Here is a 22007-nt window from a genome sequence, read left to right as displayed (position 1 = left end):
CCCACCACACGGTCCGCTGCTTGGGGCCGGGGGGGGCGGGGGGGCCCCCCGCCCCCGCGGGACCGAAGCGAGTCTCGAAGGAGAGACATGCACCAGCACGAGACAATCCCGGCACGGCCGATGAGCCGTCGTTCGGTGATGAAGGCCCTGGCCGCGTCCACCGTGGCCGTCGGTGTCGGCACCGCACTCGGTGCGCAAGCTGCGGGGGCACTGACCCCCGCCGCACCCGCGCCCGGCCGCGGTGGCGCCAAGCTCGTCCCCGCCAACCGGATCGGCATCCAGCTGTACACCCTGCGCGACAAGGTGTCCTCGGTCGGCTTCCGGCGGGTGTTCGAGGAGCTCTCCGCCATGGGCTACTCGGAGATCGAGTTCGCCGGGTACACCCAGGGCAATGTCGGGGCGATCACCGCCCAGGAGATCCGTACCCTGCTCGACGACAACGGGCTGCGCGCCGTCGGCAGCCACGTCAGCACCAGCCTGTTCCGCACCGACCTGGCCAATCAGATCGAGATCGCGCACGTGCTCGGTCTGCCGCATCTGGGCACCGGGAACGCGCCGACCAACACCGCCACCAAGGAGGGCTACCTGGCCGCCGCGGAGGAGTGGAACGGCTGGGGCGAGCAGGTCAAGGCCGCCGGGATGAAGATCTACCAGCACAACCACGATGGGGAGTTCCGCTTCGACCCCGTCGACCCGTCGGTCCGGCTCTACGACGTGTTCTACGAGAACACCGACCCCGACCTGGTCTACCTGGAGATGGACATCTACTGGGCCTACGTCGGGCAGCACAAGTACCCCGGCTTCGAGCCGGTCGACTACATCCTGCGTAACCCGCGGCGATACCCGCTGCTGCACCTGAAGGACGGCAAGGCCAACGAGGCCAGCGCCAACGGCTACGACATCATCGAATTCGGTGCCGGTGACCTGCCGTACCAGTCCTTCCTGTCCCAGCTGCGCACCCGCGGCCAGCACTTCGGGCTGTACGAGCAGGACAACGCGTCCTCGACTGCCGTGCCGCCCCACCCGCTCGACTCCTTCGGCAACGCCGCCCGGAGCTACGACGCCATCGCCGGACTGCGCGGCTGAGGCGGGGAGAGGACACCATGAAGCGCAAGTACACGATCCCGGCGGTGCTCGTCGGGACGTTCGCACTCACCGCGGTCGGCATCCCGGTGGCCCACGCCGCCGGCACCGACTGCACCACGGATCTGGGCGACCAGACCATCACCGGCGACCTGGTCGTCCCGGCGGGCGCGGACTGCGTGCTCGGCGGGGCCACCGTCGACGGGTCGATCATCGTCGAGGCGGACGGCTGGCTGGACGCCACCTCGGCCACCATCACCGGCGACGTGCTGGCCACCGACCCTTACGGCGTGCTGATCGACGGCACCTCGGTGGGCGGTGACATCAGCGTGTACGCCTCCGATACCCGAGTCGGCTTCCTGTACCTCAACGACCTGACGGTGGGCGGCTCGGTCGCCACCGGCGGCGTCGATGTGGAGATCACCGACTCGGACATCACCGGCGGTGTGCTGGCCCAGGCACCGACCTACTTCGACCTGGTGCGGACCGGCGTCGACGGGGATGTGAGCATCGAGGACGCCGACTACGGTGCGCTGGTCTCCGGTGCGGTGGTGGGTGGCTCGGTGTCCGTCACCGGCTCCTCCCGCGACGTGCTGATCGGGGCGAACGCCGACGGCTCCGCGGGGGCCTGGGGCAACACCATCGGCAAGGACCTGGTGCTGAGCGGCAACACCGCGAACCTGCGGGTCGCCCAGTCCACGGTCCTCGGCGCGATCCGACTGGACGGCAACGACCCGGCCGCCGCCTTCGGCACCGGGATCACCGCCGGGTCGGTGGAGGGCGACTTCACCGGCGAGCAGCCGGGCGAGGCCGTCGCCGGTGACCAGGCCATCGCGGTCACCGTGCCGGACCAGCGGGCCGGTGAGCTGACCTGGTCCCTGGAGGGTGGCAACGGTCTGGTGAACCTCGGTGTCGCCGAGGAGCTCGAGGACCGCTACCAGGCCACGGGGGAGATCGTGCCGGTCCGGGTGCAGGACACCCGCGCCGGTGACCCGGTCTGGTCGATCACCGCGCAGGTCTCGGACTTCGCCGCCGGTGGCGAGTCGCTGTCCTCCTCCTACCTGGGTTGGACGCCCGAGGTGCTGGAGAACGAGGGCGACGCCATTGCCGGACCGGCGGTGCCGAGTGGATTCGAGGACGGGAGCGAGGGCCTGTCTGTGGCCCGGACCCTGGCGTCGGCCGAGGAGGGTCACGCCCGTGGCTCCTCGCTGGTCGGTGCGGACCTCGACCTGCAACTGCCGCTCGACTCCCCGTCGGGCACCTACACCGCGACGCTCACGCTGACCGCGCTGAGCTGACCGGCACCGCTGCCGTCCCGTCCGGGTCCGCACCGGACGGGACGGCGGCACCACCCCCGCCCACTCCCTCATCCAGGCGGTTCGCATGTCGACCACTCCGTCCCGCAACGTCGCGGGTCCGTTCCACCCGGGCGCTGTCCCGTCGGGCCCTGTCCCGTCGGGCCCTGTCCCGTCCAGCACCGTCGTCCGCGTCGTGCTCCGGGCTCTGATCCTTCTCCTGACCCTGGCACTGGCGGGACTCTTCGCCTTCGCCCCGCGTGCCCATGCGGCCGACGACACCCAGGTCAGCTGGGGTGTCCGCCCCGCCAACACCGTGCACGGCACCGATCGACCCAACTTCGCCTATCGACTCCCGCCCGGCGGCACCCTCACCGACGCCATCGTCGTCACCAATCGCGGTGCGGAGCCGTTGACCCTGGACGTCTACGCCGCGGACGGCTTCCTCACCGCCGACGGCACGCTGGACCTGCTGCCCGCCGGTGAGGAGTCGCAGGCCGTCGGAGCCTGGACCACCGCCGCGAGCAGCCCGGTCGCCGTCCCCGCGGGGGAGTCGGTGGAGGTGCCGTTCACCCTCACCGTCCCGGCCGACGCCCAGCCCGGCGACTACGCCGGGGGAGTGGTGTCCACGCTCCGGGTAGACAACGCCGAGGGGGTCACCGTCGACCGCCGACTCGGCTCCCGGCTCCACCTGCGGGTGACCGGTGATCTGGCCCCAGCCCTCACCGTCGACGACGTCCAGGTCAGCTACCTCAGCGCCGGTGCCAACCCGCTGGCCCCGGGCACTGCCACCGTCAGCTTCGCCGTGACCAACACCGGCAACGCGCGGATCGCTCCGGGGGAGACCGTCAGCGTCGGCGGCCCCTTCGGTTGGGGCTCGACATCCGCCGCAGAACTGGAACTGCCCGAGCTGATCCCCGGTGCCACCGTCCAACGCACCGCCACCCTGGAGGAGGTCTGGCCGCTGCTGCTGGCCAGCGCGCAGATCAGCGTCGGCGGCGAGGTCGTGGCGCTCCCCGGTGCCACAGCCGAGGACGTTGTCGTGCCCACCGCCAGCGCCTCCGCCAGCGCCTGGGCGATCCCGTGGACCTGGCTGGCCGCGCTGCTGCTGATCGTGGCAGTGATCGTCTGGCGTTCCGGTGTCGGTCGACGCCGCAAGGCCGCCCAGCAGCGCGCGGTGGATGCCGCCGTCGCCGCCGCGTTGAGCTCCGGCACCCCGCCCACGGGCACCATCCCGCCGCGCACCGCCTGACCCGCTTCCGCTTCCGCTTCCGCTTCACAGGAGAAGACATGCGACCGATCACCCTGTTCACCGGCCAGTGGGCCGATCTCCCGTTCGAGAAGGTCGCCGAGCTGGCGTCCGGGTGGGGCTACGACGGCCTGGAGATCGCCTGCTGGGGCGACCACCTGGACCCGTGGCGGTGGGATGACGAGGAGTACGTGCAGTCCCGGCGCGACATCCTGGACCGCCACGGTCTGAAGGCCTGGGCGATCTCCAATCACCTCAAGGGTCAGGCGGTCTGCGACGACCCCATCGACCAGCGCCACCAGGACATGCTCTCGCCGCGGGTGTGGGGCGACGGCGACCCGGAGGGGGTGCGACAGCGCGCCGCCGAGGAGCTGAAGCACACCGCCCGGTTGGCCGCGAAGCTCGGTGTCGACACCGTGGTCGGCTTCACTGGCTCGGCGATCTGGAAGTACGTGGCGATGTTCCCGCCGGTGCGCGCGGAGACCATCGAGGCCGGGTACCAGGACTTCGCCGACCGGTGGAACCCGATCCTGGACGTCTTCGACGAGGTCGGGGTCCGCTTCGCGCACGAGGTGCATCCCAGCGAGATCGCCTACGACTACTGGACCACCGTGCGCACCCTGGAGGCCATCGGTCACCGCGAGGCCTTCGGTCTCAACTGGGACCCCAGCCACATGGTCTGGCAGGACCTGGACCCGGTCGCCTTCCTGTGGGACTTCCAGGACCGGATCTACCACGTGGATTGCAAGGACACCCGCAAGCGGATGGGGAACGGGCGCAACGGTCGGCTGAGCTCGCATCTGCCCTGGGCGGACCCGCGCCGGGGCTGGGACTTCATCTCCACCGGCCACGGCGACGTCCCCTGGGAGGACGCCTTCCGCACCCTGAACGCCATCGGCTATGACGGCCCGATCTCCGTCGAGTGGGAGGACGCCGGGATGGACCGGCTGCTCGGTGCCCCGCAGGCGCTCGAGTTCGTCCGGTCGCTGGCCTTCGACGCACCCGATGCCGCCTTCGACGCGGCCTTCTCCACCCGGGAGGAGGCGTGAGCACCGGACTGTGGCTGATCGGTGCCCGGGGCTCGGTCGCCACCACCGCCGTGCTCGGCCTGGCTGCCCTGGCCCGGGGACACTCCGGTGCGGAGGGCTGCATCACCGCCGGCTGGGCCGGGCTGCCGGACTGGGACGAGATCGTGGTCGGCGGCCACGACGTCAGCCACGTCTCCCTGACCAAACGCGCCGAGACCCTGGTGGACGCCGGGATGATCCCCGCCGCGCTGCTCGCCGCCACCCGTGACGATCTGGAACTCGCCGACGCCGAGGTCCGCCCCGGCTACGCCAGCCTGCCGTCCGGTCGTTCCCAGCAGCAAGAGGCCGAACGCCTGGCCGCCGACATCCTGGACTTCCGAGAGCGCCACGGCCTGACCCGGGTGGTGGTGATCGACCTGTCCTCCACCGAACCGCCCGTCGACACCACCGACTTCAGTGTGGAGGCGCTCACCGAACCGGACCGGGTGGTGCTGCCCCCGTCGTCGGTCGCCGCCTGGGCCGCCCTGCTCGCGCAGAGCCCCTACGCCTGCTTCACCCCGTCCACCGGGATGGCCCCCCTGCTGGAACTGGCCCGGGAGTCCGGGGTGCCGGTGGCCGGGCAGGACGGTAAGACGGGGCAGACCTGGCTGCGCACCGTGCTCGCCCCTGCGTTCACCGACCGGGGGCTGCGGGTGCTCTCCTGGGCCGGGGCCAACCTGCTCGGCGGTGGGGACGGTGCCACGCTGGCTGACCCCGAGGCGGTGCGCTCCAAGCTGGCCTCCAAGACCCGCGGCCTGCGCGACCTGACCGGCTCAGACGTCACACCCCTGCACATCGACAACGTGCCCGACCTGGGCGACATCAAGGTGGCCTGGGACCACGTGCACGTGCAGGGCTTCCTCGGCTCCCGGATCACGCTGCAAACCACGTGGAGTGCCTACGACTCCATGCTGGCCGCGCCGATGGTGCTGGATCTGACCCGGCTGCTCGCGCTGGCCGACGCCGCCGGGCTGGCCGGGGTGGTGCCGGAGCTGGGCTTCTTCTTCAAGAACCCCTGGGGCAGCGAGGTGCACGGGGCGGCGGAGCAGGCCGGGGCGCTGCGCGCGTGGGCAGAGCGGACAGCAGCGGAGCAGGCCGGGGTGCTGCGTACCTCGGCGGAGCGGACGGCGGCGGGGCTGTGACGGCGACGCTCGGCACCCTGGCAGAGCCCGGTGGTGCGCCCACCGCCCGGGTTCCGTCCGGCGTGGCACACCCCCGCTCGGTGGGCAGGGACCACCCTCTGCCCTCCCACTCGACCGTCGGCGACTACCTGGAACTGGTGCGTGCCCCCGCCGTGCTCACCGTCCTCGGCGACACCCTTGCTGGGTCCGCTGCCGCCGGTCACCCGTGGACCGTACGCCGTGCGCTGCTCCCACTGGCCTCGGCCGGCCTGTACTCCGGTGGCATGGCCCTCAACGACTGGGCCGACCGGGAACTGGACGCGACCGAGCGCCCGGAGCGCCCGATCCCCTCCGGTCGGATCACCCCACGTCGGGCACTGATCGTCGCCGGGGGACTCGGTGCCGCCGGGCTCGCCCTGGCTGCGCTCGGCGGCGGTGCCCGCTCCCTGACGGTGGCCGCACCGCTGGCCGTCGGGGTCTGGCTGTACGACGCTGTGCTGAAGGAGACCCCCGCCGGTCCGGTGGCGATGGCCGCCTGCCGCGGACTCGACGTGTTGATGGGGGCCGGACTCGGGCAGCTGCGCCCGGCCACACCCACCGCGCTCGCCCTGGCCGCGCACACCGCCGGGGTCACCTGGCTGTCCCGCGGCGAGGTGCACGGGACGACGGCGGGGGTCGCTCGGGGCACGCTGGCAGCCACCGCCGCCGTGCTCGCCGCCACGGTTGTCCCCGCCCGCCGTCCCGACCCTGCCGCATCACCCCGCCCGTGGGCGTTCGGGGCGACGCTGGTCACTGCCGCCGGGTACGCCGCCACCGTCCTCCCGGCGCAGGTCGCCGCGGTGCGGGAGCCATCCGCCGCCCGCGCACGGGCCGCCACCGGTGCGGGCATCCGGGCGATGATCCCGTTACAGGCCGCCCGGTCCGCGCGTTCCGGCTCCCCGGTCAGCGCGGCTGTCATCGGTGTCATCGGCCTCGCTGCGGCGGTGCTGCGCCGTCGGCCCCGGGCGGTGAGCGAGACATGACCTGGACGCTGGGCTACGGCACGAACGGGCTGGGCGACCACCCGCTGCCGCAGGCCCTCGACCTGATCGCCGATCACGGCTACGGCGCGGTCGCCCTGACGCTCGGATTCCCGCACCTGGACCCGTGGGCCGGACCGGCCGAGCTCCGTCGACTGCGCCGTCGGCTGGCCGAGGACGGTCTGCGGGTGGTGGTGGAGACCGGCACCCGGTTCCTGCTCGACCCCCGCCGCAAGCACGCCCCCGCCCTGGTGGACGCCGACGCCGCACCCCGGGTCGCCTACCTGCGCCGCGCGATGCAGGTGGCCGAGCAGCTGGGGGCGGACACCGTGCAGTTCTTCTCCGGCGTGCTCGGCCCCGACACCGACCCCGGGACGGGCCGGCACCGGCTGCTCGACCGGCTCGGGCCGCTGCTGGAGGCCGCCGCGGACCACGGTGTACGCCTGGCCCTGGAGCCGGAGCCCGGCATGCTGATCGAGACCGTCGGAGACGCACTCGCCCTGCGCGCCGACCTCGGCGACCCGGCGACGCTGGGCCTGACGGTGGACATCGGACACTGCCTGGTGGTCGAACCCGGCGGGGTGGACGGGGCGCTCGCTGACGCCGCCCCGGTGCTGGCCCACGTCCAGATCGACGACATGCCCCGCACCCACCACGAGCACCGACCATTCGGTGAGGGCGATCTGGACCTGCCCGCGGCGCTCGCGGCCCTCGACCGCACCGGATTCGGCGGGGTGGTCTCGGTGGAGCTGCCCCGGCACTCGTGGGATGCGCCGCACCAGCTCGCGCACAGTCACGCCGCGCTCACCGCCGCACGACGGTCACCGATCCGCACGCCGCCCTGAGCTGGCTCCGGTCTCACTCCCTCCCACACCCCAGGAGCAGCCATGACGCCGACGACGCCGTCCCCGACCCGCACCACCCCCGACCCCGCCCGCACCGGTGCACCACGCCCCGGCCCGGCACCGGCCACCCCCGCCGCTGCCGCCGCCCTCGCCCCGCCCACCGGGTGGCTCGCCGACGCCGTCGCGACGGTGCACCTCACCCCGTCGGCACTGGCCGCCCCGTTCGCGCTTGCCGCCCGCCGCACCTCCCGCGCCCCGCTGCGCCCGGACACCGACCCCGGTGGAGTCGCCCACGGCACGGTCGCCGATGCGGCACGCGCCGCACTGGTGGTGGCGGTCCATGACGCCGATCTGCCCGCATCCGACCTGGCCGCCGCGCTGATCACTCGGTACCGGGAGGGCGATACCGGCGAGCGCCGGGGCGTCCTGCGCGGATTGGACGCACTGACGGTGCGCGGACCGTTGCCGCCGGAGCTGATCGCGGTCGGCCGGGACCTGGCCGCCGATGCCCTGCGCACCAATGACCCCTCGCTGGTGGCCGCCGCCACCGGACCCTTCGGCGCGGCACACCTGGACCAGCACACCTGGCGGCATGCGGTGGTGAAGCTGGTGTTCCAGCAGGTCAGCCTCGATGCCGTCTCCGCCCTCGACCAGCGCGCCGATGCCGAGCTGGCCCGGATGGCCGGTGATCTGGCCGCCGAACGCCGCGCCGCCGGGCGCACTGTCCCCGATGACCTCGCCCGGATCGCCGGGCCGCGTAAGGAGTCCTGATGCGCATCCTCGACCCGCACATCCACATGACCAGCCGCACCACCGACGACTACGAGGCGCTGTACGCCGCGGGAGTCCGGGCCGTGGTCGAACCCGCGTTCTGGTTGGGCCAACCGCGCACCAGCGTCGGCTCGTTCGTCGACTACTTCGACTCGCTGATCGGCTGGGAACGGTTCCGGGCGGCGCAGTTCGGCATCCGGCACCACGCCACCATCGGACTGAACCCCAAGGAGGCGAATGACCCGCGCTGCCGGGAGGTGCTGGAGGTCATCCCGCGCTACCTCACCAAGGAGGGCGTGGTCGCGGTGGGGGAGTTGGGCTATGACGCGATGACCCCGGAGGAGGACCAGGTGTTCTCCGCCCAGGTGGCGATGGCCCTCGACGCGCAGCTCCCCGCGCTGGTGCACACCCCGCACCGGGACAAGCTCGCGGGCACCCGCCGCACCCTGGATGTGGTCCGGGAGGCCGGGTTGGCCCCGGAGCGGGTGCTGGTCGATCACCTGAACGAGACCACCGTCGGGCTGGTCCGGGACGCGGGTGCCTGGGCGGGGTTCTCCATCTACCCGGACACCAAGATGGACGAGGTCCGCATGGTGGCGATCCTGCGCGAGTACGGCCTGGACCGGATGATCGTGAACTCCGCCGCCGACTGGGGCCGCTCGGACCCGCTCAAGACCTGGCGCACCGGGATGACGATGCTGGAGGCCGGGTTCACCGAGGACCAGGTGGACCAGGTGCTCTGGCGCAATCCGGTGGAGTTCTTCGGGGAGAACCTGGTGCTCGACCCGGTGCCGGGATTCGTCGCCGGGGCGGTTCCGGTGCCCGCCGAATTCGCCGGTTCTTCGGTGTTGCGCGGCGTGCGGGCATGACGGGCCGACCGATGCTGCTGTCCTACTGCACCAACGTGCATCCCGCCGAGGACCTGGACGGGGTGATCGCCCAGGTGGAGCGCTACGCGGGGCCGATCCGCCGCGCCGCCGGGCTGGACACCCTGGGTGTCGGACTGTGGCTGCCCGCCACCCTGGCGCACCAGCTGGACGCCTCGGCGACCGACCGGGACCGGCTGCGGACCGTGCTGGCCGAGCAGCGGCTGACGGTGCACACGCTGAACGCCTTCCCGTACGGCGGCTTCCACGCCGAGGTCGTGAAGCTGGCGGTGTACACCCCGACCTGGGCCGACCCGACCCGCGCGGCGTACACCCTGGCCTGCGCTCGGGTGCTGGCCGACCTGCTGCCGGAGGGTGCCACCGGGTCGATCTCCACCCTGCCCCTGGGCTGGCGGGAGAGCTGGACCGCCGAGGACGACGACGCCGCTACCGCCGCACTCGCTGAGGTGAGCGCGGCGCTGCGCGCGCTGCCTCGCACCGTCCGCTTGGCCATCGAGCCGGAGCCGGGCTGCATCCTGGACACGGTGGATGACGTGGTCGACTGGCTGTCCGCCCGCGGTGACCTCATCGATCCCGAGTACGTCGGCCTGTGCCTGGACACCTGCCACCTGGCGACCTCCTTCGCCGACCCGGTGGCCGCGGTGCGCCGGGTCCGGGATGCCGGACTCCGAGTGGTGAAGATCCAGGCATCGGCGGCGCTGCACGTCGACGACCCCGCCGACCCGGTGGCTCGCGCCGCAGTGGCCCGGTTCGCCGAACGTCGCTACCTGCACCAGACCCGCGAGCAGGGTCCGGATGGCGTGCTCCGGGTCGATGACCTGCCCGAGGCGCTGGACACCCTGCCCGCCGCAGGGCCCTGGCGAGTGCATGTGCACGTCCCCCTGCACGCCCGCCCCGCCGCCCCGCTGTCCGCCACCACCCAGGTGCTGCGGTCCGCCGTCGGCGCCGTGGCCCGCACTCCGTACGGGGACGAGGCACACCTGGATGTGGAGACCTACACCTGGGCGGTGCTGCCCGAGGAGTTGGCCGCCCGCGCCGCCTCCGATCTGGTCGCCGGTATCGCCGCCGAGCTGCGCTGGGCCACCGAGCACCTGCTGCCGATGGACCTGTGGGCGGCGGACCGTCCGCAACGCCCCGTCCCGGTGCCCGACCCCGACGTCACCCGGGTCCGACGGACCGCATGACGGGCCGGAACGTGACGTCTGCCCGCGCCCCGCAGCCTCGTACCCGGCAGGCCCGCACCACCGCAGATCGCCTCACCGCAGATCGACTCACCGTGGACCTCGCCCGAAGGAGCCCCGCATGAAGCCCGTCCTGCTGCTCGATGTTGTCGGCCTGACCCCCCGCGCCCTCGCGCAGATGCCCCGGCTGAGCCGACTCGCCTCCGGCGGCTGGCAGTCCCGGCTGGACACCGTGCTGCCCGCCGTCACCTGCTCCGTGCAGTCCACAATGCTCACCGGTCTGGCACCGGCCCAGCACGGGGCGGTGGGCAACGGCTGGTACTTCCGCGAACTCGGCGAGGTCCATCTCTGGCGGCAGCACAACCGGCTGATCACCGGGGAGAAGCTCTGGGAAACTGCCCGCCGCGCCGACCCCGGCTACACCGCGGCGAACATCTGCTGGTGGTACGCGATGGGCATGTCCACCGAGGTCACCGTCACCCCGCGCCCGATCTACCACGCGGACGGTCGCAAATCCCCGGACGCCTACATCCGTCCGCCGGAGCTGCATGACGAGCTGACCGACCGCCTCGGCGACTTCCCGCTGTTCCAGTACTGGGGCCCGACCGCGTCCATCGTCTCCACCCGGTGGATCGTCGATGCCACCCGGCATCTGCTAGCCACCCGGGATGACGCGCTGACCATGGCCTACCTGCCGCATCTGGACTACGACCTGCAACGCTTCGGACCGCTCGACCCGCGTGCCGATGCCGCCGCCGCGGAGCTGGATGCCGCCCTGGCCCCGCTGCTGGACGACGCCGAGGCCCGGGGCATGACTGTCCTGGTGGTCTCCGAGTACGGCATCGAACCGGCCACCACCCCGGTCGACGTCAACCGCCTGCTCCGCTCCGCTGGGCTGTTGGAGGTTTACGTCCAGGACGGACGCGAGCAGCTCGACCCGTGGACCTCGCGCGCATTCGCGGTGGCCGACCACCAGGTTGCGCACGTCTACGTCCAGAACCCTGACGATCTGCCCCGGGTCAGCGCGCTGCTGCGGGACCTGCCCGGCGTCGACCTGGTGCTGGACCGCGCCGCCCAGGCGGGCCACGGCCTGGACCACCCGAACGCGGGGGAGCTGGTCCTGGTCGCCCAACCAGGCGCGTGGTTCACCTACTACTTCTGGCTCGACGAGGACCGGGCACCCGACTACGCCCGCGGCGTCGACATCCACCGCAAGCCCGGCTACGACCCCGCGGAGCTGTTCTTCGACCCGGCCGACCGCACCGCCAAGGCCCGCGCCGGACTCAACCTGGTCCGCAAGAGTCTCGGCCTGCGCTACGCGATGACCACCACCCCGCTGGACCCGAGCTGCGTGCGGGGCACCCACGGACGACTGCCGGAGTCCACCGCGGATGCCCCGGTGATCCTGTGCTCGGATGCGCAGGTGCCGCCGACCGTGGCCAGGCACCTGGCCTCCGGGGGAGTGCCGGCGGCGGCGGTGAAGGCGGCGGTCCTGGAGTTGCAGGGATTGGGGGCGCTGGTCGACTAGAGCAGCCGCCGCGCCGACTCCCGCACCAGCTCGAACTGGCTGTCGTCCTCCGCGATCGCCCGCACCCGATCCCGCGCGGCATTGTCGAGCGGACGTCCGCCCAGGCGCTCCAACCCCTCCACCTGGGTCGGCCACCAGGAGTCGTCCTCGGCCGCGGTGAGGAAGGCGTCGACGACGGCACCCGAGTCGACCGGTGCGTCGGAGAGCGCGACCACGATGATCGCCTCCTGCCGCAGTAGGTCGTCCCGTGTCGGGTCGACGATCACGCCCAGCAGCAGGGTCGCGAGCTCGGTGTCCTCAGGTGAGTCGTGGGCGCGCAACAGTTCCAGCGCGGCCTCGTCCTCGCCCTGTGCCAGTGCCTCGCGCAGTGCCACGTCCATGTGATCCACACTCCGTCGGTTGTCGGGGAAAGAACTAGTGTGCAGCGGATGTCGCTGGACGATGACCCTGGTCCGATGAACGCCCGCCGTGTCGGTCGGGACCTGGCCCAGGGCCTGATCGAGGTCGCGCTCGGGCTGTCCCTCGTCGTGCTGGTGATCGGTGGCGGGATCCTGGGTCTGCGATGGGTGACCGGGGTGATCGGCTTCCTGCTGGGGCTGGCCGCCGGGACCGCCCTGGCCGTGCTGCTCGCCGTCGTCGTCACCGTGGGGGTTCTCCGTCGCCGCCGACGGTGACGCACCCGAAAAAGAGGCCCGCCGCCTGCAACGGAACCGCGCCATTTCCGGAAATCCCCGTGATGATTTCGCCCCGAATCATCCGATGATGTAACGCCCCTTGTGCGGACATTCCGGACCTGGCTAGCGTCCCGGGAAATCCCCCCGCGACGAAGGAGTCGATGTGGCGCACGCCCGACGCATGCTCGCCCTGCTGGCCGCCCTGGCGATGATCGGCACCGGACTGGTGCTGCCCGCCACCGCGGCTGAACCGCCGCGGGGGGTGAGCGTGTCGCTGGCGGGCACCCTCGGCCCGGCGTTGGGCTGCGCGGAGTGGGACGAGACCTGCACCGCCACCGACCTGACCGAGCGCACCGGCACTGTCTCCTCCGGCACGTTCACGCTGCCCGCGGGGGACTACGAGTACAAGGTGGTCATCGACCATTCCTGGACCGAGTCCTACGGCACCGCCGACGGCGGCAACATCTCCTTCACCCTGCCCACCGAGCAGCAGGTGACCTTCCGCTATGACGACGGCTCGCACGCCGCTGGGCAGCTCACCGAGGGCGGGGCACTGAGCGTGGTCGCCGCCGGGGACTTCCAGACCCAGCTCGGCTGCACCGTCACGTGGGACCCAACCTGCGTCGGCAGCTGGCTCGCCCCCACCGCGGAGGGCACCTACGAGTTGCGCACCGACCGACTGGCCGCGGGCAGCTACCAGACTAAGGCCGTGGTGGCGGGCAGTTGGGACCAGGCGTACCCGGCCAGCAACCTCGGCTTCGAGGTGCCCCGCGACGGTTCGCTGACCGTCTTCACGCTCGACCTCGACACCGGGGAGTTCACTGTGGACGTCGACGGCTCCGTGCCCGGATCGGGCTCCACCGCGTACTGGCTGGACGCCCGGACACTGGCGGTCCCGCCCGGTGCGGGTGACAGTGGCTGGGAGCTGCACGCGGCACCGACCGGCGGCATCGTGGTCGCCGACTCCGGGGTGAGCGTGCCCGCCGACGGGCAGTCGATCCCGCTGACCGTCCAATCCGACCCGATCCCGTCCGGGACCCCGCACGTCGCCGGGTACCGGGCGCTGACCCTGCCGGAGGGATTGGATGTCGCCGCACTGCTCAGCGGCGAGCTGCGCCTGACCCGCACCGGCCCGGACGCAGTCGAGTACAGCACCGGCGTGCAGATCGCCGGCGTGCTGGACGCGCTGTTCACCAGTGAGCAGCCGCTCGGGATCACCTGGGCTGGCGGCGTGCCGACCCTGCGGCTGTGGGCACCCACCGCGAAGTCCGTCGCCCTCGACCTCCAGACCGGCCCGGTGCCGATGACCCGCGCCGCCGACGGCACCTGGTCCGTCACTGGGGACCCGTCCTGGAACGGCCTGACCTACCGCTACGACGTCGAGGTCTACGTCCCCAGCACCCGCACCGTCGAGCACAACCTGGTCACCGACCCATACTCGGTGGCCCTCACCCTGAACTCCGAGCGCTCCGTCCTGGTGGACCTGGACGACCCGACCTACCGGCCCGCACTGTGGGCGGACACCCCGGCACCGGTGGTGGAGAACGCCGTCGACCACACCATCTACGAGCTGCACGTCCGGGACTTCTCCGTCGACGACAGCACCGTGCCGGAGGCCGAACGCGGCACCTACCTGGCGTTCACCCAGCAGGATTCCGACGGCATGCGGCATCTGCGCGACCTCGCCGATGCCGGGCTGACCACCGTCCACCTGCTGCCCACCTTCGACATCGCCAGCATCGAGGAGGACCGGTCGCTCCAGGCCACCACCGGCGATCTGTCCGGGTACGCCCCCGACTCCCGGGCGCAGCAGGACGCGGTGAACGCGATCAAGGACGCCGACGCCTTCAACTGGGGCTACGACCCGTTCCACTTCTTCGCCCCCGAGGGCTCCTACGCCACCACCGGGAACCAGGACGGTGGCGCGCGGGTGGCCGAGTTCCGCTCCATGGTCGGCGGCCTGCATGCGGCGGGCCTCCAGGTGGTGCTGGACCAGGTCTTCAACCACACCGCCGCCGCCGGACAGGACGACAAGTCCGTGCTGGACAAGGTGGTGCCCGGCTACTACCACCGGCTGACCTCCGCCGGTGCCATCGAGACCTCGACCTGCTGCCAGAACCTCGCCACCGAGAACGCGATGGCGCAGAAGCTGATGGTCGACTCGGTGGTCACCTGGGCCCGCGACTACCACGTGGACGGCTTCCGCTTCGACCTGATGGGCCACCACTCCCGGGAGAATATGGAGGCGGTTCGGGCGGCGCTGGACGAGCTGACCCTGGCCAAGGACGGCGTGGACGGCCGGTCGATCTACCTCTACGGCGAGGGCTGGGACTTCGGGGAGGTCAGTGGCAACGCGCTCTTCACCCAGGCCACCCAGGGTCAACTGGACGGCACCGGGATCGGCACCTTCTCCGACCGGCTGCGTGACGCCGTGCGTGGTGGCTCCCCGGTGAACGGCGGCTCCCTGTTCGAGCAGGGCTTCGGCACCGGACTGGCCACTGACCCCAACGGTCGCCAGGCGCAGATCGGCGACGATTCCACCGTGCAGGACGGGTCGGCGGAGGAGTTCGCGGATCTGGCCCACGCCACCGACCTGGTCCGACTCGGCCTGGCCGGGAACCTGCGGGACTTCAGCTTCACGACTGCCGATGGCACGGTCCGCACCGGGCAACAGATCGACTACAACGGTGCCCCGGCCGGCTACGCCGAGTCTCCGGAGGAGGTGGTCTCCTATGTGGACGCCCACGACAACGAGACCCTCTTCGACGTGCTCACCACCAAGCTGCCCGCGGACCTGCCGATGGCGGACCGGGTGCGGATGAACACCCTGTCGCTGGCCACCGCCACGCTGTCCCAGTCGGTCAGCTTTTGGCATGCGGGCACCGACCTGCTGCGCAGCAAGTCCCTGGACCGTGACTCCTACAACTCCGGCGATCACTTCAACGCCATCGACTGGACTGGCCAGGGCAACAACTACGGTGTCGGACTCCCGCCCGAGGAGAAGAACGGCGAGTTCTGGTCCGTGCAGGGACCGCTGCTGGCCGACACCGCCCTGACCCCCGCACCCGAGGACATTGCCGCCGCGACCGCCGCCGCCCAGGACCTGCTCCGGCTGCGGCACTCCACCCCGCTGTTCCGGCTCGGCGACGCTGCCCAGATCCAGGCGAAGCTCAGCTTCCCGGGCTCCGGCAGCGAGGCCACCCCCGGCGTGATCGTGATGCGGATCGATGACACGGTTGGCACCGAGGCCGATCCGGAGCTGGACGGTCTGCTGGTCGTCTTCAACACCACCGGCGCGCCGATCACTGAGACCGTCGGCGGTCTGGCCGGTCGCACTCTGACCCTCTCCGACATCCAGGCCAACGGTGCTGACCCGGTGGTCCGTGACACCACCTGGGACTCGGCCCGCGGCACCGTCACCGTTCCCGCCCGCACCGTCGCGGTGCTCACGGAGGCGCAGGGATCGTCGACCACCACGCCCACCCTCGCCCTGTCCGCCGACCAGGTGCACCCCGGTGACCCGATCACCGTCACCGGTGCGCAGTTCCCCTCGGGCCCGGTCGAGCTCTGGCTGAACTCCGAGCCCGTGCTGCTGGACACCGTCACCGCCGATTCCACCGGTGCTTTCACCGCCCGCATCATCATCCCCGCCGACACCGCCCCGGGCGCGCACACCGTCCGTGCAGTGGCCGGGCCCGTGCAAGCGAGCGCGGGGCTGACCGTGCTGGCAGCCGTGGCCGGCGACGACGACAGCGACACCACCGCGGCCCCGAGCACTGCCCGGCCGGGTGCATTGGCCACCACCGGTGCCGGGATCGCAGCCCTGCTCGTCGCGGCGGTGGCCCTGCTGGCCGGAGGAGTAGTGGCTCGACGGGTGTACCTCCGCGGGCGACAGCACAACTGAACCGGCGCTGCGGGCCTGGTCGCCGGAGCCCGCAGCGCGGTCACTGACCCCCGCCCGACCGGTGTCAGGCCGCTACCTCGTCCAGAGCTTGATCAAGGTCGCCCCCGGCCTGCCCATCTCGCCCCTGCGGGTGCGCCGCGCCGACCCGCGTCGATGAGTCAGTTCCTGAGCCGCAATTCGCCTGAATCGCCTCAGGAACTGGCGCATCGGTGCAGCAGCTCAGACCTCCGCGGGTCGTCGGCCACCCACGCGGGGGCCGACGACCCGCACGGTGAGCACGCCGGACACCGCCGAGGCCGCGAGCAGTCCGATCAGCACCAGCAGCTGCACCTGGGCCGCGAGTGCGGGGGATGCCCCACCGAGCAGCAGTCCGACGAAGGCACCGGGCAGGGTCACCAACCCGGCGCTGCGGGTCTGGTCGATGCCGGGCACCAGGGCCCAGCGCACCGCATGCCGGGCCTGCTCGGCGACGGACGGCCAGGGTCGAGCGCCCAGCGCGATCCAGCCCTCGACCTCGGCCCACTGGGTGCGCACGTCCTCACGCAGTCGACCGCCGGAGACCGCGGCGGCGGACATCGCCCCGCCGATCATCTGGGCGGTGAAGGGCAGCACCGTCGCTGCGTCCAGTGTGAGCGCACCGGAAGCCAGGACTGCCGTCACGGCCACCGCGGCACCGGCGCTGATCGTCAGGGCCAGCCATCCGACCAGGGAGCGCCCAAGTCCGATCCGACGGGCCGCGGTGAACGCCGCCGCCAGCACCATGACCGGCAGATAGATCCCGATCCCGGCCGGGTGCCGGAAGATCCACGCGATCACCAGGGCGACCAGCGCCAGCTGCACTGCGGCTCGGGCCACCGCCCACAGCGTGTCTCTGCCGACGGAGACCCGGCCTGCGCGCGTGACCGCGAGGAACACTCCGAGCAGCACCGCCACTGCCAGCGCGGTCCGCACCACCTCAACCCCGGTCACGCCCGCACAGTACCGACCGACGCGTCGCCTCGGTCTGGGTTGCCCGCACGGCACTGCGCCCCGCACCCGGTCAGCGTGCGGCGGTCGACCCCCGCCGGACCAGTGTCGTGTCCAGCCGCACATGCGTCGTCGCGGGACGTTCCCCGCGCAGCAGCGCCAGCAGCAAGGTCACTGCCTCCGCCCCGAGCCGCTGGATCGGCTGTCGGACGGTGGTCAGTGGGGGAGTCGCCCCGGCGGCCTCGGGCACATCGTCGAATCCGACCACCGACAGGTCCTCGGGCACCTGCAGCCCGGCCGCCTGGGCGACCTCCATCGCTGCGATGGCCGAGATGTCGTTCGCCGCGAACACCGCGGTCGGGCGGTCCGGCAGCGCCAGCAGCTCGGACATCGGGCCGCGAGCGGGTTCGGAGCGGTAGTCGGCGACCCGGATCAGCGCCTCGTCGACGGGGAGTCCGGCGGCGATCAGGGCTTCGCGGTAGCCGGACTCACGCAGTCGGGAGGATTCCAGGTCTGGTCGTCCGGCCAGGAACGCGATCCTGCGGTGTCCCAACCCGATCAGGTGCTCGGTCGCCGACCGGGCACCGGTGAGGTTGTCCGAGTCGACGGTGGGGAAGCCGGTCGGTCCGGTGTGTGGGTCCACCGCCACCACCGGGATCTGCGCCTCCACATCCACCACCGAGGGGGTGACCAGCACGGCACCGTCGATCAGGGTGCCGCTGAGTCGGGACAGGTAGCGGCGTTCCCACCCGCTGCCGCTGCTCGCGCCGGTGTAGGCCAGCAGCTCGTACCCGGCGTCGGAGACCGCGGCCGCGGCACCCTTGAGGATCTCGGTGCTGAACGGTTCGAACTCCGCTACCAGAATCCCGATCACATGCGTGCGGTGCGAGCGTAGTGAGCGGGCGACCAGGCTCGATTCGTAGCCCAGCTCCTCGATCACCTGTTGCACCCGGGTGGAGGTGGCTTGCGCTACCCCGTACCGGCCGTTGATCACCTTGGACACGGTCGCCACCGAGACCTCGGCGGCCCGTGCCACATCCGTGATCGTCACTCGACGGGTCATACCGGGGAGCGTAGACGCCCCGCGAGGCCACCAGGCGGCATTCGGCGACCGGGTTGCGAAAACGTTATCGATAACGGTTGACACGCTCGAATCGCCGCTGCCAAGGTGGGCGGCGCACCCCGGGTCAGCGGCGACACAGGGCCCGGCATCCGCTCTGGTCACACTCAATGAAGAGGACGATCTGATGACTGCACGTAAGACGTTGGCCACCACGGCCGCTCTCCTGACCGGGCTGCTCGCCCTGACCGCCTGCGGTGGCGGCTCCGGCAGCGGTTCCGGTGAGGACGGCGGCGACGTGTCGATGACCTTCTGGCACAACTCGACCACCGGTGACGGCAAGGCCTACTGGGAGGACATGGTCAGCCAGTTCGAGGAGGCCAACCCCGGCGTCACCATTGACGTCCAGGCCATCCAGAACGAGGACATGGATGGCAAGCTCCAGACCGCGCTCAACTCCGGGGACGCCCCGGACATCTTCATGGCCCGCGGTGGCGGCAAGCTCGCCGACGTGGTGGAGGCCGGGCAGGTCAAGGACCTCACTGACCTGGTCTCCGATGACGTGAAGAGCGAGCTGGGCGACGCCGCCTTCAACGCCTTCTCCGTGGACGGCAAGGTCTACGGCATGCCGGTGGCTGTGCTGCCCGGTGGCATCTACTACTCCAAGGACCTGTTCGCCCAGGCTGGGATCACCGAGACTCCGACCACGATGGACGAGCTCTCCGATGCGGTCACCGCGCTCAAGGACGCGGGCATCGACCCGATCGCTCTGGGGGCCAAGGACGCCTGGCCGGCGGCGCACTGGTACTACTTCTTCGCCCTGCGCGAGTGCGGCCAGGACACCATGACCGATTCGGCCAGCAGCAAGGACTTCTCCGACCCCTGCTGGCTCGCCGCCGGGGAGGACCTGGAGGAATTCGCCGGGACCGAGCCGTTCAACAACGGATTCTTGACCACCACCGCGCAGCAGGGTGCCGGGTCGTCGGCCGGTCTGCTGGCCAACCACCAGGCGGCGATGGAGCTGATGGGCGCCTGGGAGCCCGGCGTGGTCGCCTCGCTCACCCCGGACGAGCAGCCGCTGGCTGACCTCGGCTGGTTCCCGTTCCCGGCGGTGGACGGCGGTGACGGTGAGGCCGGCGCGATGATGGGCGGCGTCGACGGGTACTCCTGCTCGGTCAACGCTCCGGACGCCTGCGCGGACTTCCTGAACTTCGTGCTCAGCAAGGAGGGCCAGGAGGCGTACGCCGAGGCCTTCCAGACCCTCCCGGCGAACAAGGAGGCGCAGGGCGTGGTCACCACCCCGGCGCTGCAGGACGTGCTCGCCGCCTACAACGACGCGCCCTACGTCCAGGTCTGGCTCGACACCCTGTACGGCCAGAACGTCGGCAACGCACTGAACACCGGCGTGGTCGACATGCTCGCCGGCAAGGGTGACGCCCAGGGCATCGTCGACGCTGTCAGCGCCGCCGCCGCCAAGGAGTGACCAGACCCGATGAGCGACAGGTCCTCCTCCGTGATGACCGCCGCTGAGGCTCCCCGGGCCGGGGTCGACATGACCCCGGCCCGGGCGGCCCGGCGTCGGCCGCCCGCCGACTGGCGCAAGCGCGCCGAGATCACGCTGCTGTCCGGTCCGGCGATCATCGTGTTCGTCGCCTTCGTCATCTTCCCGGTGATCATGGCGGCGTACTACGGCTTCTTCAGCTGGAAGGGCTACGGCGTTCCGACCGACTTCGTCGGGTTGAAGAACTACCTGACGATCCTGAAGGACCCGACCTTCCATGACGCGCTGAAGCACAACGGCTTCATCGTGGTGATGTCGTTGATCCTGCAAGGTCCGGCGGCGGTGCTGCTGGCCCTGCTGCTCAATCAGCGGCTGCGCGGTCGGAGTCTGGTCCGGGTGCTGATCTTCGTGCCGTATGTGGTCTCGGAGGTCATCGTCGGGACCGGGTGGAGTCTGATGCTCCAGACCAACGGCGCCGTGAACGACCTGCTGACCAAGATCGGTCTGGAGTCCTGGACCACCGACTGGCTGTCCAACCCGTCCATCGCCATCTGGTCGTTGATGCTGATCATCAGCTGGAAGTACATCGGCTTCGCGGTGATCCTGTTCTTGGCCGGACTCCAGTCGATCCCGGAGGAGCTGTCCGAGGCCGCGGCCATCGACGGGGCGTCCTACTGGCAGACCCAGCGCCGGATCACCCTGCCGTTGCTCGGCCCGACGGTGCGGATCTGGGCGTTCCTGTCGATCATCGGCTCGCTGCAGCTCTTCGATCTGGTCTACATCATCTGGGGCCAGTACGTGGCGTCGACCGCGGGCACCTCGACGATGGCGACCTACATGGTCACCAACGGCCGTAACTCCGGGAACTACGGCTACGGCAACGCGGTCGCGGTCGTGCTGTTCCTGATCAGCCTGGTCATCGCGCTGACCTACCAGCGCTACGTGCTCCGTCGGGACACCGAGGGCGCGATCACCGAGGGGAAGAAGTGATGGCGGCGATCACCATGAACGCGCGCCCGCGCACCCGGGTCCGCGGACCGGTCAGCCGGGTCAACCCGATGGTCTACGTGGTGGCGTGGCTGTTCGTCGGCCTGTGCATCGCCCCGGTGGTCTACATCATCCTGGGCGGGTTCCGGACCAATGCGGAGATCACCACCGACCCCTCCGGGCTGCCGTCGACCTGGCAGCTGAGCAACTTCGCAGAGGTGCTGTCGTCCTCCGGGTTCTGGCAGCAGGTCGGTAACTCGACCATCGCCGGGGTGGGCACCACCCTGGGCGTGGTGGTGCTGGCCCTGATGGTCAGCTTTGTGCTGGCGCGGTACAAGTTCGCTGGGCGCGGGGCGATGTACGCGCTGTTCGCCGCCGGGCTGATGTTCCCGATGACGGTGGCGATCACCCCGCTGTACATCCTGATCAAGAACCTGGGCCTGATGAACTCGCTGGCCGGGATCGTCCTGCCGCAGATCGCCTTCGCGTTGCCACAGGCCGTGATCATCCTGGTGCCGTTCCTGGCGGCCATCCCCAAGGAGTTGGAGGAGGCCGCCGCCATCGACGGTGCGAGCCGACTCGGGTTCTTCTTCCGGATGGTGCTGCCGCTGTCGGTGCCCGGTGTGGTGACCGTCGGCATCCTGGCCTTTGTCGCCAGCTGGAACAGTTACATGCTGCCGCTGTTCATCCTCAACGACTCGGCCACCTTCACTCTGCCGCTCGGTGTGCAGGCCTTCGCCTCGGAGTACTCGGTGGACACCGCCCGGGTGCTGGCCTTCACCTCGCTGTCGATGATCCCCGCACTGATCTTCTTCTCGCTGTTCGAACGCCGGATCGTCGGCGGTCTGACCGGCGCTGTGAAGGGCTGA

At 71.2% G+C, this 22007-nt stretch carries 19 protein-coding genes; 16 read left to right on the top strand and 3 right to left on the bottom strand.

Annotation, left to right across the window (positions count from 1 at the left end; genetic code table 11):
* Positions 1 to 87: 87 nt before the first annotated feature.
* The 11 genes from AB0N78_RS14470 to AB0N78_RS14420 all read left to right on the top strand — a co-directional run bounded on the left by AB0N78_RS14470 (position 88) and on the right by AB0N78_RS14420 (position 12046).
* Complete coding sequence (locus AB0N78_RS14470; protein ID WP_363391690.1) at positions 88 to 1086, top strand: sugar phosphate isomerase/epimerase; 999 nt, start codon at positions 88 to 90, stop codon at positions 1084 to 1086.
* 17 nt (positions 1087 to 1103) lie between these two features.
* Positions 1104 to 2381 (top strand): hypothetical protein, encoded by a 1278-nt coding sequence (locus AB0N78_RS14465; RefSeq protein WP_363391687.1) that lies wholly within the window; start codon positions 1104 to 1106, stop codon positions 2379 to 2381.
* A gap of 193 nt (positions 2382 to 2574) precedes the next feature.
* On the top strand, positions 2575 to 3630 hold the full coding sequence (locus AB0N78_RS14460) for a DUF916 domain-containing protein (RefSeq protein ID WP_363391684.1): 1056 nt from the start codon (positions 2575 to 2577) through the stop codon (positions 3628 to 3630).
* A 38-nt stretch (positions 3631 to 3668) separates the two neighbouring features.
* Positions 3669 to 4676, top strand: a complete 1008-nt coding sequence (locus tag AB0N78_RS14455; protein WP_363391681.1) for a sugar phosphate isomerase/epimerase family protein — start codon at positions 3669 to 3671, stop codon at positions 4674 to 4676.
* On the top strand, positions 4673 to 5836 hold the full coding sequence (locus AB0N78_RS14450) for an inositol-3-phosphate synthase (protein ID WP_363391678.1): 1164 nt from the start codon (positions 4673 to 4675) through the stop codon (positions 5834 to 5836). The genes AB0N78_RS14455 and AB0N78_RS14450 overlap by 4 nt, the downstream gene beginning before the upstream one ends.
* Complete coding sequence (locus AB0N78_RS14445; protein ID WP_363391675.1) at positions 5833 to 6837, top strand: SCO3242 family prenyltransferase; 1005 nt, start codon at positions 5833 to 5835, stop codon at positions 6835 to 6837. Before AB0N78_RS14450 ends, AB0N78_RS14445 begins: the two co-directional genes overlap by 4 nt.
* On the top strand, positions 6834 to 7679 hold the full coding sequence (locus AB0N78_RS14440; protein WP_363391672.1) for a sugar phosphate isomerase/epimerase family protein: 846 nt from the start codon (positions 6834 to 6836) through the stop codon (positions 7677 to 7679). Before AB0N78_RS14445 ends, AB0N78_RS14440 begins: the two co-directional genes overlap by 4 nt.
* Positions 7680 to 7721: 42 nt before the next feature.
* Positions 7722 to 8450 (top strand): EboA domain-containing protein, encoded by a 729-nt coding sequence (locus AB0N78_RS14435; RefSeq protein ID WP_363391669.1) that lies wholly within the window; start codon positions 7722 to 7724, stop codon positions 8448 to 8450.
* Positions 8450 to 9319: a TatD family hydrolase gene (locus tag AB0N78_RS14430; RefSeq protein ID WP_363391666.1), complete on the top strand. Its 870-nt coding sequence runs from the start codon at positions 8450 to 8452 to the stop codon at positions 9317 to 9319. The genes AB0N78_RS14435 and AB0N78_RS14430 overlap by 1 nt, the downstream gene beginning before the upstream one ends.
* A complete protein-coding gene (gene eboE, locus AB0N78_RS14425) occupies positions 9316 to 10521 on the top strand; it encodes a metabolite traffic protein EboE (protein WP_363391663.1) in 1206 nt (401 codons plus the stop codon). The genes AB0N78_RS14430 and eboE overlap by 4 nt, the downstream gene beginning before the upstream one ends.
* A 118-nt stretch (positions 10522 to 10639) precedes the next feature.
* On the top strand, positions 10640 to 12046 hold the full coding sequence (locus AB0N78_RS14420; protein WP_363391661.1) for a nucleotide pyrophosphatase/phosphodiesterase family protein: 1407 nt from the start codon (positions 10640 to 10642) through the stop codon (positions 12044 to 12046).
* Here the strand turns inward: AB0N78_RS14420 and AB0N78_RS14415 are convergent.
* Positions 12043 to 12426, bottom strand: coding sequence for a hypothetical protein (locus AB0N78_RS14415; protein ID WP_363391658.1), 384 nt, complete (start codon positions 12424 to 12426; stop codon positions 12043 to 12045). The two genes, AB0N78_RS14420 and AB0N78_RS14415, sit on opposite strands and share 4 nt — an antisense overlap.
* Positions 12427 to 12501: 75 nt before the next feature.
* On the opposite strand from AB0N78_RS14415, the gene AB0N78_RS14410 reads away from it, so the two are divergent.
* Together AB0N78_RS14410 and pulA are read left to right on the top strand one after the other, a co-directional pair.
* Positions 12502 to 12720, top strand: a complete 219-nt coding sequence (locus AB0N78_RS14410) for a hypothetical protein (RefSeq protein WP_363391655.1) — start codon at positions 12502 to 12504, stop codon at positions 12718 to 12720.
* Positions 12721 to 12883: 163 nt separating this feature from the next.
* Complete coding sequence (gene pulA / locus AB0N78_RS14405; RefSeq protein WP_363391652.1) at positions 12884 to 16624, top strand: pullulanase-type alpha-1,6-glucosidase; 3741 nt, start codon at positions 12884 to 12886, stop codon at positions 16622 to 16624.
* Between the two features lie 219 nt (positions 16625 to 16843).
* On the opposite strand, the gene AB0N78_RS14400 is transcribed toward pulA, so the two are convergent.
* Both AB0N78_RS14400 and AB0N78_RS14395 read right to left on the bottom strand, forming a co-directional pair.
* The gene (locus AB0N78_RS14400) at positions 16844 to 17593 is read right to left on the bottom strand and encodes an ABC transporter permease (protein ID WP_363391650.1); all 750 of its coding nucleotides are present in this window, start codon (positions 17591 to 17593) and stop codon (positions 16844 to 16846) included.
* Positions 17594 to 17663: 70 nt separating this feature from the next.
* The gene (locus AB0N78_RS14395) at positions 17664 to 18653 is read right to left on the bottom strand and encodes a LacI family DNA-binding transcriptional regulator (protein ID WP_363391647.1); all 990 of its coding nucleotides are present in this window, start codon (positions 18651 to 18653) and stop codon (positions 17664 to 17666) included.
* Positions 18654 to 18837: 184 nt separating this feature from the next.
* Here AB0N78_RS14395 and AB0N78_RS14390 point away from each other — a divergent pair, with 184 nt between their 5' ends.
* From AB0N78_RS14390 to AB0N78_RS14380, 3 genes are all read left to right on the top strand, one after another.
* Positions 18838 to 20133, top strand: a complete 1296-nt coding sequence (locus AB0N78_RS14390; protein ID WP_363391644.1) for an extracellular solute-binding protein — start codon at positions 18838 to 18840, stop codon at positions 20131 to 20133.
* 69 nt (positions 20134 to 20202) lie between these two features.
* Positions 20203 to 21141 (top strand): sugar ABC transporter permease, encoded by a 939-nt coding sequence (locus tag AB0N78_RS14385; RefSeq protein ID WP_363391701.1) that lies wholly within the window; start codon positions 20203 to 20205, stop codon positions 21139 to 21141.
* Positions 21142 to 21155: 14 nt separating this feature from the next.
* Entirely contained in the window at positions 21156 to 22007 is an 852-nt protein-coding gene (locus tag AB0N78_RS14380) for a carbohydrate ABC transporter permease (RefSeq protein ID WP_363391698.1), read from the top strand.

The sequence above is a fragment of the Cellulomonas sp. NPDC089187 genome, assembly GCF_040685135.1.
In the GTDB taxonomy this organism is placed as follows: Bacteria; Actinomycetota; Actinomycetes; order Actinomycetales; family Cellulomonadaceae; genus Cellulomonas.
This window is presented reverse-complemented; position numbering and strand designations above follow the sequence as displayed.

Coding starts and splice junctions, on each gene's coding strand:
- AB0N78_RS14470 (WP_363391690.1), top strand. CDS start 88: ATGCACCAGCACGAGACAATCCCGGCACGGCCGATGAGCCGTCGTTCG.
- AB0N78_RS14465 (WP_363391687.1), top strand. CDS start 1,104: ATGAAGCGCAAGTACACGATCCCGGCGGTGCTCGTCGGGACGTTCGCA.
- AB0N78_RS14455 (WP_363391681.1), top strand. CDS start 3,669: ATGCGACCGATCACCCTGTTCACCGGCCAGTGGGCCGATCTCCCGTTC.
- AB0N78_RS14440 (WP_363391672.1), top strand. CDS start 6,834: ATGACCTGGACGCTGGGCTACGGCACGAACGGGCTGGGCGACCACCCG.
- AB0N78_RS14435 (WP_363391669.1), top strand. CDS start 7,722: ATGACGCCGACGACGCCGTCCCCGACCCGCACCACCCCCGACCCCGCC.
- AB0N78_RS14430 (WP_363391666.1), top strand. CDS start 8,450: ATGCGCATCCTCGACCCGCACATCCACATGACCAGCCGCACCACCGAC.
- eboE (WP_363391663.1), top strand. CDS start 9,316: ATGACGGGCCGACCGATGCTGCTGTCCTACTGCACCAACGTGCATCCC.
- AB0N78_RS14420 (WP_363391661.1), top strand. CDS start 10,640: ATGAAGCCCGTCCTGCTGCTCGATGTTGTCGGCCTGACCCCCCGCGCC.
- AB0N78_RS14415 (WP_363391658.1), bottom strand. CDS start 12,426: ATGGACGTGGCACTGCGCGAGGCACTGGCACAGGGCGAGGACGAGGCC.
- AB0N78_RS14410 (WP_363391655.1), top strand. CDS start 12,502: ATGAACGCCCGCCGTGTCGGTCGGGACCTGGCCCAGGGCCTGATCGAG.
- AB0N78_RS14395 (WP_363391647.1), bottom strand. CDS start 18,653: ATGACCCGTCGAGTGACGATCACGGATGTGGCACGGGCCGCCGAGGTC.
- AB0N78_RS14390 (WP_363391644.1), top strand. CDS start 18,838: ATGACTGCACGTAAGACGTTGGCCACCACGGCCGCTCTCCTGACCGGG.
- AB0N78_RS14385 (WP_363391701.1), top strand. CDS start 20,203: ATGACCCCGGCCCGGGCGGCCCGGCGTCGGCCGCCCGCCGACTGGCGC.
- AB0N78_RS14380 (WP_363391698.1), top strand. CDS start 21,156: ATGAACGCGCGCCCGCGCACCCGGGTCCGCGGACCGGTCAGCCGGGTC.